The sequence below is a fragment of the Kangiella shandongensis genome, from assembly GCF_020005365.1.
In the GTDB taxonomy this organism is placed as follows: Bacteria; Pseudomonadota; Gammaproteobacteria; order Enterobacterales; family Kangiellaceae; genus Kangiella; species Kangiella shandongensis.
In genome coordinates, this window is sequence record NZ_JACNML010000015.1 from 1 (window position 1) to 16,906 (window position 16,906).

Sequence of the window (16,906 nt, forward strand, 5' to 3'; positions counted from 1 at the left end):
CACCGCCGTATTCTTTCGCTAGTACAGTACAGATCGCTGCCGTCAGTGTGGTTTTACCGTGGTCAACGTGGCCAATTGTGCCCACGTTAACGTGCGGCTTGGTACGTTCAAATTTTTCTTTAGACATTGTTTAATTCCTCTAATCTATCTGGAACTTCAAATTTAAATTAAGAATTCTTACTGATAACTTCTTCAGCAATGTTTGTTGGAGCTTCTGCATAATGCGAGAACTCCATCGTAAAGCTTGCGCGGCCTTGAGACAAACTACGCACGTCTGTCGCATAACCAAACATTTCTGAAAGCGGTACTTCAGCATCAATAACTTTACCTGATGGGCTATCATCCATACCTTTTACAAGGCCACGACGACGGTTAAGGTCACCCATAACGTCACCCATGTATTCTTCTGGAGTAACCACTTCAACTTTCATCATTGGCTCAAGCAATGCAGGATTTGCAGTTGCAGCAGCATTTTTCACTGCCAAGCTACCAGCAATCTTAAACGCCATCTCGTTCGAATCAACATCGTGGTAAGAACCATCGTAAAGCGTCGCTTTAACGTCCAGTACTGGATAACCAGCAATGATACCGTTTTCAAGCTGCTCTTCGATACCTTTCTGTACAGCACCAATATATTCTTTCGGTACTACACCACCAACGATTTCGTTAACAAACTCGAAGCCTGTGCCCGCTTCTTGTGGCTCAAGCTTAACCCAAACGTGACCATACTGACCGCGACCACCAGATTGGCGTACGAATTTACCTTCGACTTCAACCGTGTTGCGGATAGATTCACGATAAGCTACCTGAGGCGCACCAATGTTCGCTTCAACTTTAAACTCACGCTTCATACGATCAACAAGGATATCCAGGTGTAGCTCACCCATACCAGAAATAATGGTCTGGCCTGACTCTTCGTCAGTGCGCACCTGGAACGATGGATCTTCCTGCGCTAATTTACCTAGAGCAATACCCATTTTTTCTTGGTCTGCTTTAGTTTTTGGCTCAACCGCTACCGAGATTACCGGATCCGGGAACTCCATACGCTCAAGGATAATCTTGTTTTCCAGGTCGCATAAAGTATCACCCGTTGTGACGTCTTTAAGACCAACGCCCGCCGCGATATCACCCGCGCGAACTTCTTTGATTTCTTCACGGCTATTAGAGTGCATCTGTACGATACGACCAATACGTTCTTTCTTCTCTTTAACCGAGTTGAAAACGTGGTCACCGGAATTAATAACCCCAGAGTAGACACGGAAGAAGGTTAGCGTACCCACGAATGGGTCTGTCGCGATTTTAAACGCCAATGCCGCAAAAGGTGCATCGTCGTCTGCTTCACGCGTTTCGACCTCGTCGTTCTCAATGTCCACTGTACCTTGAATCGCCTTAACTTCTGTAGGAGAAGGCATATATTCAATAACCGCATCCAGCACTGCTTGAACACCTTTATTCTTAAAGGCAGAACCGCCGAATACCGGAATGATTTCATTGGCTAGTGTACGTTGACGAATACCTTGCTTGATTTCTTCTTCGGTAAGCTCTCCGTTTTCAAGGTACTTCTCCATCATCTCTTCCGAAGATTCAGCTGCCGCTTCAACCATAAACTCGCGCATTTGATCGCACTCGTCTTGCAGCTCAGCAGGGATGTCTTCGTAAGAGAAAGTCATACCTCTATCTTCTTCGTTCCAGATAACGGCTTTCATCTTAACCAAATCAACCACGCCCTTAAACTCGTCCTCTGCACCAATAGTTAGCTGCATTGGTACCGGGTTCGCGTTTAATTTCGATTTAAGCTGGTCGATGACCATACCGTAATCAGCACCGGCACGGTCCATTTTATTGACGAAAACCATGCGAGGAACTTCGTACTTATCAGCCTGACGCCATACAGTTTCTGTTTGTGGTTGTACACCAGACGAACCACAAAGCACCACTACCGCACCGTCCAGTACACGCAATGAACGCTCTACTTCAATCGTAAAGTCAACGTGTCCAGGAGTGTCGATGATGTTAATACGGTGCTCGTCGAACTGTTGCTCCATACCACGCCAGAAGGTCGTAGTCGCAGCCGAGGTAATAGTAATACCACGCTCCTGCTCCTGCTCCATCCAGTCCATGGTGGCGGCGCCGTCATGTACTTCACCGATCTTATGAGACAGACCGGTGTAGAATAGGATACGCTCCGTAGTCGTCGTTTTACCAGCGTCTACGTGCGCGACGATACCAAGGTTGCGGTATCGTTTAATTGGGGTTTTACGTGCCACAATAAACTCCTTGGATTACCAACGGAAATGCGAGAAAGCTTTATTCGCTTCAGCCATACGATGAACGTCTTCACGTTTCTTAACAGCTGAACCACGGCTTTCGATAGCATCAAGAATTTCACCAGCCAGACGTTCACGCATTGACTTTTCACTGCGTTTACGAGCTGCGTCAGTTAACCAACGCATAGCTAGCGCTGTCTGACGAGCAGGACGAACTTCAACTGGTACTTGATAAGTCGAACCACCAACTCGGCGTGATTTAACTTCCACCATAGGGCGGATGTTTTCCAAGCCTTTTTCAAACATTTCTAGTGGTTCTTCGCCTGATTTCTTTTCGCCGATAATGTCTAGCGCACCATAAACGATTTTTTCTGCTACAGACTTTTTACCGTCAAGCATTAAAACGTTAATGAATTTTGCTAATAATTCACTACCGAACTTAGGATCAGGAAGGATTTCGCGTTTTGCGACAACACGTCTTCTTGGCATGTTAACTTTTCCTCATGCATGTGTAACTTCAGGACAATCCAGAATAAGCAGTTACGGTACTTATCTGGCCTTACTCACATAGTGAAATAGCTGATCGGACGATCAGCTACTAGACTATTCTCTAATTGTAACGTTTTAATATGTCAAACTGATTAAAACGCCTGGCCTATTGTAGTTAGACCTACTAAATTTCTATTGCCGGGCAATTGGATTTTTGTGAAGCAAAGTTGGCTTTGAGTCCAACGAGTTTCTGAAACAAAAAATTCAATTAACGCCGCCACTAGGAATTTAGCTTTTTGGCTTTTTTGCACCGTACTTCGAACGGCCTTGCTTACGATCTTTAACACCCGCAAGGTCAAGCGAACCACGGACACAGTGATAACGGACACCTGGCAAATCCTTTACACGACCGCCACGGATAAGTACAACACTGTGCTCTTGTAGGTTATGACCTTCACCGCCAATGTACGACGATACTTCATAACCGTTAGTCAAACGCACACGCGCTACTTTACGCAAAGCCGAGTTCGGCTTTTTAGGCGTTGTAGTATAAACACGCGTACATACACCACGTTTTTGTGGAGAAGCTTCCAACGCTGGTACGTTGGTCTTTTTTACCTGCTTAACGCGAGGTTTTCTTACAAGCTGATTAATAGTAGCCATTAATTCATTCTCTATATCTGGTTCACGCTTTATATAGCGTGCCCTTGCCGTAAGGACTTAGTATCTTAGGGCGCGCTATTCTAAAGAGGTCCTAATACGTTGTCAAGTCTGCTTAATGTTTAACCATCAAGCAGACTGAAGTACTTTAAGCCTCGTTATCTTCCATTGAGCTCAACTCTTCAGAAAGAGCCTGCTCAACATCGTCTGCTGATGGACCTACAACATCTTCGATTTGTAATTCCGCAGCACGTTTGCGACGACGTTCTTCGTGATAAGTCAGACCCGTACCTGCCGGGATCAGACGACCAACGATGACGTTTTCTTTCAGACCATTCAAGTCATCCATCTTACCGTTGACAGCCGCTTCGGTAAGCACACGAGTCGTTTCCTGGAATGATGCCGCTGAGATAAACGATTCTGTTGCCAAAGATGCTTTGGTAATCCCCATCAAGACGCGTTCGAACTGGATAGGTTCTTTACCTTCTTCAATCAACTTATCGTTTGCTTCAAGTACTCTAACAACTTCCATTTGATCACCTTTCAGGAAGCGAGAGTCACCTGGATCAGTCACAATACACTTACGCAACATCTGACGAATGACCACTTCAATGTGCTTATCGTTAATGCCTACACCCTGTAGACGATAAACTTCCTGAACTTCATTCACGATGTAACGCGCAAGCTCCGTGATTCCTTTTAGACGCAGAATATCGTGTGGGTTATCTGCACCGTCAGATACAACCTCACCTTTTTCCACCTTCTCACCTTCGAAGATGTTTAGCTGACGCCATTTCGGAATCAATTCTTCGTAAGTATCGTCACTGTCTTGAGGAGTGATGACAAGACGACGCTTACCTTTTGTCTCTTTACCGAAGCTGACGGTACCTGAAATTTCAGCAAGAATTGCTGGTTCTTTCGGTTTACGCGCTTCGAACAGGTCGGCTACTCGAGGTAGACCACCCGTAATATCTTTTGTTTTCGAGCTTTCTTGTGGAATACGTGCAATCGCATCACCGATGCTTACCTCAGCACCATCTTCCAGGCTCACAATCGCGTTAGCCGGCAAGAAGTAAACCGCTGGCATTTCCGTACCCGGAATGCACAGTTCTTTACCTTTCGCATCAAGTAACTTGATCGCTGGCTTAACGTCAGACGACTTACTACCAGAACGTTGTTTGTTCTCCGTAATCACGATTGAGCTTAAGCCTGTCAGCTCATCCGTTTGACGCTCAATGTTTACGCCTTCAATCATATCAACGAACTGGATACGACCGTCTAGCTCAGTAATGATTGGGTGAGTATGCGGATCCCAGTTAGCAACAATGTCGCCACCTTTCGCTTCTTCACCTTCATTTTTAGCTAACACAGTACCGTATGGCAACTTATAACGTTCACGCTCACGACCAAACTCATCCACCACGTTCAATTCAGATGAACGCGATACGATAACTTGCTTGCCGTCTTTACGCTCAACGGTTTTTGCATTTTTCAGACGCAATGTACCGTCGTTTTTAATCTGTACATTGTTGTCTGCTGACGCACGTGATGCGGCACCACCAATGTGGAAGGTACGCATCGTTAACTGTGTACCCGGCTCACCAATCGACTGTGCAGCGATAACACCGACCGACTCACCGTGATTGATAATATGACCACGAGCCAGATCACGACCGTAACATGCTGCACACACGCCATTGCGCGTTTCACAGGTAATTACCGAGCGAACTTTCACTTCGTCGACCGAATTTTGCTCAAGGATTTCTACCCATTTCTCGTCTAATAATGTTCCAGCTTCAGCCAGAATATCATCAGTACCCGGTACATATACGTGCTCTGCAACGACACGACCGAGTACACGCTCACGCAATGGTTCTACAACGTCACCACCTTCAATCAGCGGTGTCATGTACATACCGTTTTCAGTACCACAATCTTCGGTTGTTATCACCATATCCTGCGCCACATCAACCAGACGTCGAGTCAGGTAACCTGAGTTTGCTGTTTTCAACGCGGTATCGGCCAAACCTTTACGTGCACCGTGTGTCGAAATAAAGTACTGCGATACGTCCAGACCTTCACGGAAGTTTGCCGTAATCGGCATCTCAATAATCGAGCCATCCGGTTTCGCCATCAGACCACGCATACCCGCTAGCTGACGAATCTGAGCCGCACTACCACGAGCGCCCGAATCCGCCATCATAAAGATCGAGTTGAACGAAGGCTGAGTGACCGTTTCGCCTTCTTTGGTTTCGATGTCATCGGTACCAATGTGGTCCATCATCGCTTTCGCAACTTTTTCGTTAGTGTGAGACCAGATATCAACAACTTTGTTATAGCGCTCACCCTGTGTCACCAAACCAGAGTTAAACTGATCCTGGATCTCTGCTACTTCGGTCTCAGCCGCTTCAATGATGCCCGCTTTAACGTCTGGAATCGCCATGTCTTCGATACCTACCGAAGTACCTGAACGAGTCGCATAGGAGAAGCCGGTATACATTAATTGGTCAGCAAAAATAACCGTTGCTTTCAGCCCTCGCTCACGGTAACAGGTGTTAACCATGCGCGAAATTGCTTTCTTGGTCATTGGCTGGTTGACCAGATCAAAGTTAATACCTTCCGGTACGATTCCCCAAAGCAAGGAACGACCGACCGTGGTTTCAACCAGATCTAAAGACTCTGTACGGTTTTCATCTTCATCGAAGTGAACCATAGGAAGGCGCACTTTAACTCTTGCGTGCAAATCTACGGCACCGTTGGCGTAGGCGCGCTGTACTTCGTCAGCATCGACGAAGACCATACCTTCACCCTTGGCGTTAACGCGATCACGGGTTAAGTAATAAAGACCCAGTACCACGTCCTGCGTTGGGACGATAATTGGCTCACCGTTCGCTGGTGACAGGATGTTGTTAGTCGACATCATCAAGGCACGCGACTCTAACTGAGCTTCCAGCGTCAATGGTACGTGGACCGCCATCTGGTCACCATCGAAGTCAGCGTTGTAGGCCGTACAGACTAATGGGTGAAGCTGGATCGCTTTACCTTCAATCAATACTGGCTCGAAGGCCTGAATACCTAAACGGTGAAGTGTTGGTGCACGGTTCAGTAGTACCGGATGCTCACGAATCACTTCTTCCAGGATATCCCAAACGATTGGCTCTTCACGCTCAACCATTTTCTTCGCTGCTTTGATCGTTGTCGCTAGACCACGCAACTCAAGCTTGCTGTAGATAAATGGTTTAAATAATTCCAATGCCATCTTCTTCGGAAGACCACACTGGTGTAATTTCAAGGTAGGACCTACCACGATCACCGAACGACCCGAGTAGTCCACACGTTTACCAAGCAGGTTCTGACGGAAACGACCCTGCTTACCTTTGATCATGTCGGCCAAAGATTTCAATGGACGCTTGTTAGAACCCGTGATGGCACGACCACGACGACCGTTATCAAGCAGCGCATCAACAGACTCCTGCAACATACGCTTTTCGTTGCGTACGATGATATCAGGGGCGTTAAGATCTAATAGACGCTTCAGACGGTTGTTACGGTTAATCACTCGACGATATAGATCGTTCAAATCAGACGTTGCGAAACGACCACCATCCAGCGGTACTAATGGGCGCAAATCTGGTGGCAGAACCGGTAATACCGTCATGATCATCCATTGAGGATCATTACCCGACTCAAGGAATGCTTCTAACAGTTTTAATCGCTTGCTTAATTTCTTAAGCTTAGTCTCAGAATTCGTCGATGGAATGTCTTCTTCACGAATACGGTGCGCTTCTTCCTGCAGATCAATCTGATCGAGAAGGTCGCTGACCGCTTCCGCACCCATCTTAGCTTCGAAGTCATCACCAAACTCTTCCAACGCGTCAAGATAGCCTTCTTCGCTTAATAGCTGGCCAGTCTCAAGGGTTGTCATGCCTGGGTCAGTTACCACGAATGCTTCAAAATACAACACACGCTCAATATCGCGTAGCGTCATATCCATCAACATACCGATACGGCTTGGCAGTGATTTCAAGAACCAGATGTGCGCTACAGGACACGCCAGGTCGATGTGACCCATACGCTCACGACGCACTTTAGTTAATGTCACCTCAACACCACATTTTTCACAGATAATACCGCGGTGCTTTAAACGCTTATATTTACCACATAAACATTCGTAGTCTTTTACTGGACCAAAAATCTTGGCACAGAATAAACCGTCACGTTCCGGTTTAAAGGTACGATAGTTAATCGTCTCTGGCTTTTTCACTTCACCATAAGACCAAGAGCGGATTTGATCCGGAGAGGCTAATCCGATTCGGATAGCGTCAAACTCTTCGGACTGACTCTGCTGCTTAACTAAATTTAATAAGTCTTTCACAATCGTTCTCCTGCTGGAGTTAAAACCTTTGTCCTAATGGCCTCGGAGCTTTTTACATGACTCCGAGGCTAATGGAGTCTCTTACTGGCTTTATGCCTTACTCGTCATGCTCTAGTTCGATATTGATCGCCAGAGATTTAATCTCTTTGGTCAATACGTTGAACGATTCTGGCATGCCAGGCTCCATACGGTGATCGCCATCAACAATGTTTTTGTACATACGCGTACGACCATTGACATCATCCGACTTAACCGTAAGCATTTCCTGAAGTGTGTAAGCTGCACCGTATGCTTCCAGTGCCCATACCTCCATCTCACCAAAACGCTGACCACCAAACTGAGCTTTACCGCCCAGTGGCTGCTGCGTTACAAGACTATACGAACCGGTCGAACGGGCGTGCATCTTGTCATCAACCAAGTGGTTCAATTTCAGCATGTACATGTAACCGACCGTTACCGGACGCTCAAACTTATCGCCTGTGCGGCCATCATATAGCCAAGTTTGGCCCGACTTTGGAATATCAGCCAAGTCATACATGGCATGAATATCGGATTCGTTTGCACCATCAAATACCGGTGTGGCCATTGGCACACCGTTACGTAGGTTACCCGCCATGTTCATGACTTCGTCGTCTGATAACTCCGACAGTTCAACGGCTTTATCATCACGGTGGTTATACACTTTATTCAAGAACGTTTTAACGGTTTTAGGTGCTTTACCAGTATCCAGTAGTTCGCCGATTTTCTCGCCGACACCTTTTGCTGCCCAACCCAAGTGCGTTTCCAGAACCTGACCGATGTTCATACGCGACGGAACACCCAGCGGGTTCAATACGATATCAACCGGGACACCATTTTCATCGTACGGCATATCTTCGATCGGTACGATGTTTGAAATAACACCTTTGTTACCGTGTCGGCCCGCCATCTTATCGCCTGGCTGGATACGACGTTTTACCGCTAAGTAAACTTTTACGATCTTCTGAACACCCGGCTGTAAATCATCACCCTGAGTGATCTTGATTTTCTGGATGTCAAATTTCTTATCGTACTCTTTACGTTGCTCGGCAAGATAGTTCGCCAAGTTTTCCAGTGCCTGTTGCTTTTCTTCAACGCGCAACTGAATATCCAGGTATTGGCTTGGCTCTAATTCGTCTAAGTAATCAACCGTGACCTTGCTACCTTTCTTCAGCTTGTTAGGGCCTTTCTCAGCCACACAGCCGGTGATCAGGTTGCGAGCGCGCTGGTAAATGCTTTCCGCTAAGATGCGGAATTCATCGTTGATGTCTTTCTTGGCACGAGCCACTTCACTGTTTTCAATTTCTTTGGCACGCGCATCTTTTTCAACGCCGTCACGAGTAAAGACTTGAACATCAATAACCGTACCGTAAGTCGAAGTACCAACACGTAGCGACGTATCTTTTACGTCCGACGCTTTCTCACCAAAGATAGCTCTCAATAGCTTCTCTTCCGGCGTCAGCTGGGTTTCACCCTTAGGTGTTACCTTACCAACCAAGATGTCGCCCGGCTTAACTTCGGCACCGATGTAAACAATACCTGACTCATCAAGTTTGCTTAGCGCACTTTCACCAACGTTCGGGATATCCGAGGTAATTTCTTCAGGACCTAACTTAGTATCACGAGAGATACAGGTTAGCTCTTGAATGTGGATACTGGTGAAACGGTCTTCCTGTACCACATTTTCAGAAATAAGGATCGAATCCTCAAAGTTATAACCGTTCCAAGGCATGAAAGCTACGCGCATGTTCTGGCCTAGCGCCAACTCACCTAAATCGGTTGAAGGACCGTCAGCCAACACATCGCCACGCTCAATAATATCGCCCTGCTTGACGATTGGACGCTGGTTAATACAAGTGTTCTGGTTCGAACGTGTGTACTTGGTGAAGTTGTAAATATCAACACCCGAGTCGTTATCACCCACTTCATCTTCATGTACACGGATAACGACACGACTGGCGTCAACCTGGTCAACCACACCGCCACGTTTAGCAGCGACAACAACACCCGAATCAACGGCTACCGCGCGCTCCATACCCGTACCGACTAACGGTTTTTCAGCACGTAGTGTCGGTACCGCCTGACGTTGCATGTTCGAGCCCATCAATGCACGGTTCGCATCATCGTGCTCAAGGAATGGAATCATACTTGCCGCAACCGATACAATCTGCTGTGGCGAAACGTCCATATACTCAACCTGATCAGGCGTTGCCAGCATGAACTCACCCTGATTACGAGATGGTACTAATTCATCGCTGAACTTACCGTCTTTATCCAGGTTGGCGTTCGCCTGTGCAATAATGTACTTACCTTCGTCAATCGCTGACAGGTAATCGACTTGTGCTGTTGGTTTGCCATCTTTTACACGACGATAAGGTGTCTCCAGGAAACCATAGTCGTTAGTACGGGCATAACAAGCCAAGGAGTTAATCAAACCAATGTTTGGCCCCTCAGGTGTCTCAATTGGACACACTCGGCCGTAGTGAGTCGGGTGAACGTCTCGAACCTCAAAGCCCGCACGTTCACGTGTCAAACCACCAGGGCCTAACGCAGAAACACGACGCTTGTGCGTAATTTCTGACAATGGGTTGTTCTGGTCCATAAACTGTGACAACTGGCTCGAGCCAAAGAACTCTTTTACTGCCGCTGACACAGGTTTTGCGTTAATCAAATCTTGTGGCATCAAGTTTTCGCTTTCAGCTTGCGATAAACGCTCTTTTACAGCACGCTCAACACGAACCAAACCGACACGGAATTGGTTTTCTGCCATTTCACCGACACAACGAATACGACGGTTACCCAGGTGATCGATGTCATCAACAGTACCGCTACCGTTACGGATTTCAATCAGGGTTTTCATCACATCAATGATGTCTTCGTTCGATAGAGTACCCTCGCCTTCAATCTCTTCACGGCCAACACGACGGTTGAACTTCATACGACCAACGCGTGACAGATCATAACGCTCCTGATTGAAGAACAGGTTATCAAACAAGCCTTCTGCCGCTTCTTGCGTTGGTGGTTCACCAGGACGCATCATGCGATAGATCTCAACTTTCGCTTCTAGCGCGGTTTTCGTTGAGTCGATACGCAACGTATCAGACATGTAAGGACCATGATCCAGATCGTTGGTATACAAGGTTGGCAGATCGGTAACATTAGCGTCGATTAAAGTTTCCAATAGCTCTTCAGTAATTTCTGCGTTTGCTTCCGCAATCACTTCACCAGAGTCTTTATCGATGATATCGGTCGCTAATGCACGACCAAAGATATATTCCGTTGACACATCTAATCTTTTAACACCGGCATCTTCCAGTTTCTTGATGTGACGCGGTGTAATACGACGACCTTCTTCTACCACCACTTTGCCTTTCGCCTTGATGTCGAAAGTAGCAGTTTCACCACGTAAACGAGACGGCACAAGCTCAAGCTGAATGCCACCATCTTTAGTGATATAGAAGTTATTACGCTCGAAGAACATATCCAGCATGTCTTGCGTTGAGTACTCAAGCGCACGCAAGATGATAGATGCTGGTAATTTACGGCGACGGTCGATTCGCACGTATAGCATATCTTTCGGATCGAACTCGAAGTCCAACCAGGAACCACGGTAAGGAATCACGCGCGCCTGGTATAACAATTTACCAGAGCTGTGCGTTTTACCACGGTCAGAGTCGAAGAACACACCTGGACTACGGTGTAACTGAGAAACAATAACACGTTCTGTACCGTTAATGACGAAAGTACCATTTTCTGTCATCAAAGGTAGTTCGCCCATGAACACTTCCTGCTCACGGATATCTTTAACTTTTTTCGTCTTAGAATCTTTATCGTAGATGACTAAGCGGATTTTAACGCGCAGTGGCGCAGAGTAAGTAATGCCGCGGATCTGGCATTCCTTAACATCAAATACTGGCTCACCCATTGAGTAACTAACGTACTCAAGAGCAGCATTACCTGAATAACTTTCGATAGGGAAGATTGATTTGAACGCAGAGTCCAAACCAGAATCGTTATCGCCTTTTGGCTCAAGGAATTCACGGTATGAATCCAATTGAATTGCCAACAGATAAGGCACATCGAGAATCTTTGAACGTCGACCAAAATCCTTACGGATTCGTTTTTTCTCAGTGTAAGAATATGCCATTTGGGTTCCTCGGCTCGCTAACTTTTAACTCGTTTTAGTTTTGCCTCTGATTAAGGCAAAAAGTGGCTTTCACCACTACCGTTTTTTAACGGCAAAAAGGCCGGTGACAATGTCACCAGCCATTTTGGATCATTTGCTTTCGCTAATTGACACCAAGTAATAACAGGTTATTACTTAACTTCAACTTCAGCGCCAGCTTCTTCCAATTGCTTCTTAACGTCTTCAGCTTCGTCTTTCTCAACGCCTTCTTTAACAGCAACAGGAGCGCCTTCAACCATTTCTTTAGCTTCTTTCAAGCCAAGACCAGTGATGCCGCGGATAGCTTTAATTACAGCTACTTTGTTACCGCCGAAGCTTTTCATTACAACGTCAAATTCAGTCTGCTCAGCTGCAGCTTCACCTTCGCCGCCAGCTGCTGGACCAGCTACTGCAACTGCTGCTGCAGCAGAAACGCCGAATTTTTCTTCCATTGCTTCAACAAGTTCAACAACGTCCATTACGCTCATTTCAGCAATAGCGTTTAAGATATCATCTTTAGATAGAGCCATTTCTAGTCTCCTGGGTATATAATTTCAAAAAATAAAAATTTAAACTACGATCAAACAGTTCACGTAGCGAAAATACTAAGCTGCTTCTTGCTTCTGATCGCGAACAGCTGCCACAGCACGTGTAACCTTGCTTGGTACCTCGTTGAAAGTACGTGCAAGTTTTGTGATTGGTGCAGTCATTACACTCATCAGTGACGCAAGCGCTTCGTCTCTTGTTGGTAGTGCAGCGATGGCGTCTAAACGCTCAGGGCCGTGCATTTCACCAGCAATCGACAAACCAGTTACTTCCAGTAAGTCATTCTCTTTTGCGAAGTCTTTGAAAAGACGTGCAGCCGCACCAGGTGCGTCGAAAGAGAATGCATAAACTAGAGGACCAGTTAGTGCATCTTGCATACAAGCGAACTCTGTATCTTCAACAGCGCGACGAGCAAGCGTATTACGAATAACACGAACATAAACGTTGCTTTCACGTGCTTTCACGCGAAGCGCAGTCATTTGCTCTACTGTTAAACCGCGGTACTCAGCAATAACGGCTGAAAGGGCAGTCTTTGCTACTTCGTTTACCTCAGTAACAATCGCCTTTTTGCCTTCTAGTCTAAGTGCCACTAGTTCACCTCCGATTGTTTCAAACCTAACCGAAGCCCGGTTTGAGTTACAGTTTTGATAAGGCAAGCCTTATCCTTTGAGTCACGGTGAACGAATCCACTAAAAAGTTTCATCAGGTCTCACCATCTGCGTAGGCCTCTGACTATTACAGCCAGTGTGATTAAACCAACTCATCGTGCTTATATATCAAACTCACGAGCCGTCAGTACCTACGGTCTTTGACGGTTCCCTGAATTGCTTTTTCAAACCCAGGAAACCCAAAGCCTTGTTATTGAAACGAATACCATCCGTTTCAAGTATGTTTAAGCGACTCCCTGCTTAAACAAAATCACCGATTCAGCTAAAGCCGAATCAATTAGTCTTTCAATGAAATGGAAGACTTATCCAGTGTCAAACCAGGACCCATCGTTGAAGAAAGAGAAATCTTCTTCATGTAAGTACCTTTTGACGATGCCGGTTTAGCTTTCTTCAGAGCCATCAACAATGAAGTCAAGTTTTGCTCTAACTGCTCAGCACTGAAGCTTGCTTTACCGATAGCAGCATGAACGATACCGTTCTTGTCTGCACGGTATTGAACCTGACCTGCTTTAGCGTTTTTCACCGCTGTAGCAACATCTGGTGTTACCGTACCAACTTTAGGGTTTGGCATTAAACCTTTAGGACCAAGGATTTGACCTAACTGACCAACCACACGCATAGCGTCTGGACTAGCAATCACAACGTCAAAGTCCATGTTTCCTTTCTTAACTTCTTCAGCCAGGTCTTCCATACCAACAATGTCTGCGCCAGCTTCTTTAGCCGCATCAGCGTTTGATGTAAATACTGCAACGCGAACGTCTTTACCAGTACCATTTGGAAGAACTGTCGCTCCACGAACAACCTGATCCGATTTACGAGGGTCAATACCCAGGTTTACCGCAACTTCCAGGCTCTCGTCGAACTTAACGTTTGAAACGTCTTTCAACAACTCGATCGCTTCAGACGCTGGGAATACTGTGCGCTCACCAATTTTCTCGTTGATAGCGCGGATACGTTTACTTTGTTTAGCCATCGTCTTATACCTCCGCGTCAACGCCCATAGAGCGTGCTGTGCCAGCGATTGTACGAACCGCAGCATCCATATCAGCTGCCGTTAAATCTGGTTCTTTCATTTTGGCAATTTCTTCTAATTGCTCACGAGTGATCTTGCCCACTTTCTTCGTGTTAGGCGTACCACTACCTGATTTAACACCGATAGCTTTAAGAATTAATACTGCCGCAGGAGGAGTTTTAGTAACGAACGTGAAACTACGGTCGTTATAAACTGTGATGACCACAGGAATTGGCAGGCCTTTTTCGACCTTCTCTGTTTCAGCGTTGAACGCTTTACAGAATTCCATGATGTTCACACCATGCTGACCCAAAGCAGGACCAACCGGTGGACTTGGGTTTGCCATTCCGGCACCAACTTGTAGCTTAATATAAGCTTCGACTTTCTTAGCCATGATTCACCTCAATATGGGTTCAAACGCTATTGCTAGCTCCCCGTTTTACAAAGACAAAAAAGCGCTCTCCGTATTTGGCTAACTTTGTAGCTGCCAAACAGAGATCGCTTAATGTAAAATGTCTCGCCTAGCCTTTTTCGACTTGGCTAAATTCCAATTCTACAGGAGTTGAGCGCCCAAAGATAGACACGGATACCTGTAAACGGCTTTTTTCGTAGTTAACCGACTCGACGACGCCGTTGAAGTCAGCAAATGGACCGTCTGTCACGCGAACCATTTCACCCGCTTCGAATAATACTTTTGGCTTCGGTTTATCGCCACTATCTTCGATTCGATTCAAGATAGCATCTGCTTCCTTCTTTGAAATCGGCGCAGGACGATCGGATGTACCACCGATGAAGCCCATGACACGTGGCGTATTACGTACTACCTGCCACGTCTCTTCATTCATTTCCATCTCCACCAGCACATAACCTGGGAAGAATTTTCGCTCGCTCTTACGTTTTTGCCCCGCACGCATCTCAACGACTTCTTCAGTCGGCACCAACACTTCGCCAAACTGTTCTTGCAAGCCAGCAAGCTCTATACGCTCCTGGAGCAAGTGCTTTACTTTGTTCTCATAGCCTGAAAAGGCTTGAACTACGTACCAGCGTAATGCCATGCGACGTCTCCTAACCCAAGATTGGCTGTATTATAAAGCTATTAATCAGCCAATCCAACAACCACAGGAAAGCTCCTAAGATGATAATCATGATAATCACCACGATAGTCATACGAGTGGTTTCATTGGTTTTTGGCCAGATAACTTTACGTAACTCGGTACGAGCACCCTTCACAAACTGCCAAAAAGCTTTGCCTTTAGCGGTCATCATTGCGGTTGCAATTGCTAATACAACGGTCGCAACAACGATCCCTGCACGAATCAAGATCGACTGCTCGGTAAGGACATTAAACGCATAAATGCCCGCAATAAGCAGGCCGACTGCGATAATCCACTTCACAAAATCAAATTTCGATGCTTCTGTGTTTGCCTGTGCACTCATGAAATAAACCTTTATCAACAGCCACTTAGCTTATTACTTGACGATAATCGTCTTAATAGGAAAGAAGTGGCAGGCCAGGAGGGACTCGAACCCCCAACTTTCGGTTTTGGAGACCGACGCTCTACCAATTGAACTACTGGCCTTTTAAACTGATTCTCTAAAATAAGGCCGTGAATTATACAATGTCTCACTTGAATTGCAATTCTTTCTTGGCAATTTCTGAAAAGAAAGTTGCTGTGATAAAAATTGTATAAAAAACGGTACGTTAGAGCACAAATCTCGCTAAGCGCTATTTATGCATCAGCACCCTGTCTGTTTCCTGGGTACTCATTAAAAAGGGCCACAAAGTGCGGCCCTTTAATTAAGCTATAAAGCTTTTGTCGTTACTCAATCCAAATTACTCGTGGATTTTAGAAACAACACCCGCACCTACCGTACGGCCACCTTCACGAATCGCGAAGCGTAAACCTTCGTCCATCGCAATCGGTGCAATCAGCTCAACATCCATCTTGATGTTGTCGCCTGGCATAACCATCTCTACGCCTTCTGGTAGCTCTACTGCGCCCGTGACGTCAGTCGTACGGAAGTAGAACTGTGGGCGGTAGCCTTTGAAGAATGGCGTGTGACGACCACCTTCGTCTTTAGACAAGACGTAAACTTCCGCTTCGAAACGGGTGTGTGGAGTAATCGTGCCTGGGTGTGCCAGTACCTGACCACGTTCTACTTCGTCACGCTTCGTACCACGCAGTAGTACACCTACGTTATCGCCTGCTTCACCCTGGTCAAGCAGCTTACGGAACATCTCAACGCCAGTCACCGTCGTCTTCGTAGTATCTTTGATACCAACAATTTCGATTTCTTCACCAACTTTTACCACACCGCTCTCTACACGACCGGTGACTACGGTACCACGACCTGAAATGGAGAATACGTCTTCGATTGGTAGCAAGAATGGCTTGTCTACCGCACGCTCTGGCTCTGGAATGTATGTATCCAGCGCTTCGCCCAGTGCGATGATCGCTTCTTTACCTAGCTTACCTTCGTCGCCTTCCAACGCTTTCAACGCTGAACCTTGGACGATTGGCGTGTCGTCACCTGGGAATTCGTATTGATCAAGAAGTTCACGAACTTCCATTTCAACCAACTCCAACAACTCTTCGTCGTCTACCATGTCGCATTTGTTCAAGAATACAACAATCTTCGGTACACCTACCTGACGTGACAACAAGATGTGCTCACGAGTCTGTGGCATCGGGCCGTCGGCTGCCG

General features: G+C 46.3%; 13 protein-coding genes and 1 tRNA gene. All 14 read right to left on the bottom strand.

From position 1 onward, the window contains the following. Window positions 1–127 (bottom strand): GTP-binding protein (locus tag H7708_RS13085; RefSeq protein WP_235727629.1); only part of this gene is annotated, 127 nt, incomplete at its 3' end. A 40-nt stretch (window positions 128–167) separates the two neighbouring features. Continuing rightward, complete coding sequence (gene fusA, locus H7708_RS13090; protein WP_223671315.1) at window positions 168–2,267, bottom strand: elongation factor G; 2,100 nt, start codon at window positions 2,265–2,267, stop codon at window positions 168–170. A gap of 15 nt (window positions 2,268–2,282) precedes the next feature. Beyond that, on the bottom strand, window positions 2,283–2,756 hold the full coding sequence (gene rpsG, locus H7708_RS13095; RefSeq protein WP_223671316.1) for a 30S ribosomal protein S7: 474 nt from the start codon (window positions 2,754–2,756) through the stop codon (window positions 2,283–2,285). Window positions 2,757–3,044: 288 nt separating this feature from the next. Further along, on the bottom strand, window positions 3,045–3,419 hold the full coding sequence (gene rpsL, locus H7708_RS13100; protein ID WP_068993338.1) for a 30S ribosomal protein S12: 375 nt from the start codon (window positions 3,417–3,419) through the stop codon (window positions 3,045–3,047). A 145-nt stretch (window positions 3,420–3,564) separates the two neighbouring features. Next, entirely contained in the window at window positions 3,565–7,791 is a 4,227-nt protein-coding gene (gene rpoC, locus H7708_RS13105) for a DNA-directed RNA polymerase subunit beta' (protein ID WP_223671317.1), read from the bottom strand. A 97-nt stretch (window positions 7,792–7,888) separates the two neighbouring features. Then, window positions 7,889–11,956, bottom strand: coding sequence for a DNA-directed RNA polymerase subunit beta (gene rpoB / locus H7708_RS13110; protein WP_223671318.1), 4,068 nt, complete (start codon window positions 11,954–11,956; stop codon window positions 7,889–7,891). 170 nt (window positions 11,957–12,126) lie between these two features. Further along, a complete protein-coding gene (gene rplL, locus H7708_RS13115) occupies window positions 12,127–12,504 on the bottom strand; it encodes a 50S ribosomal protein L7/L12 (RefSeq protein ID WP_223671319.1) in 378 nt (125 codons plus the stop codon). Between the two features lie 75 nt (window positions 12,505–12,579). Next, window positions 12,580–13,110: a 50S ribosomal protein L10 gene (gene rplJ, locus H7708_RS13120; protein ID WP_223671320.1), complete on the bottom strand. Its 531-nt coding sequence runs from the start codon at window positions 13,108–13,110 to the stop codon at window positions 12,580–12,582. A 355-nt stretch (window positions 13,111–13,465) separates the two neighbouring features. Further along, window positions 13,466–14,161: a 50S ribosomal protein L1 gene (gene rplA / locus H7708_RS13125; RefSeq protein ID WP_223671321.1), complete on the bottom strand. Its 696-nt coding sequence runs from the start codon at window positions 14,159–14,161 to the stop codon at window positions 13,466–13,468. 4 nt (window positions 14,162–14,165) lie between these two features. Next, window positions 14,166–14,594 carry a 50S ribosomal protein L11 gene (gene rplK, locus H7708_RS13130; protein WP_223671322.1) on the bottom strand — a complete coding sequence of 143 codons (429 nt, stop codon included), beginning with the start codon at window positions 14,592–14,594 and terminating at the stop codon, window positions 14,166–14,168. A gap of 127 nt (window positions 14,595–14,721) precedes the next feature. Beyond that, window positions 14,722–15,255, bottom strand: a complete 534-nt coding sequence (nusG, locus tag H7708_RS13135; RefSeq protein ID WP_223671323.1) for a transcription termination/antitermination protein NusG — start codon at window positions 15,253–15,255, stop codon at window positions 14,722–14,724. Window positions 15,256–15,265: 10 nt separating this feature from the next. Further along, window positions 15,266–15,637, bottom strand: a complete 372-nt coding sequence (secE, locus tag H7708_RS13140) for a preprotein translocase subunit SecE (protein WP_223671324.1) — start codon at window positions 15,635–15,637, stop codon at window positions 15,266–15,268. A 67-nt stretch (window positions 15,638–15,704) separates the two neighbouring features. Next, a tRNA-Trp gene (locus tag H7708_RS13145) sits at window positions 15,705–15,780 on the bottom strand. A 254-nt stretch (window positions 15,781–16,034) separates the two neighbouring features. After that, a partial coding sequence (tuf, locus tag H7708_RS13150) for an elongation factor Tu (RefSeq protein ID WP_223670968.1) occupies window positions 16,035–16,906 on the bottom strand: 872 nt, incomplete at its 5' end.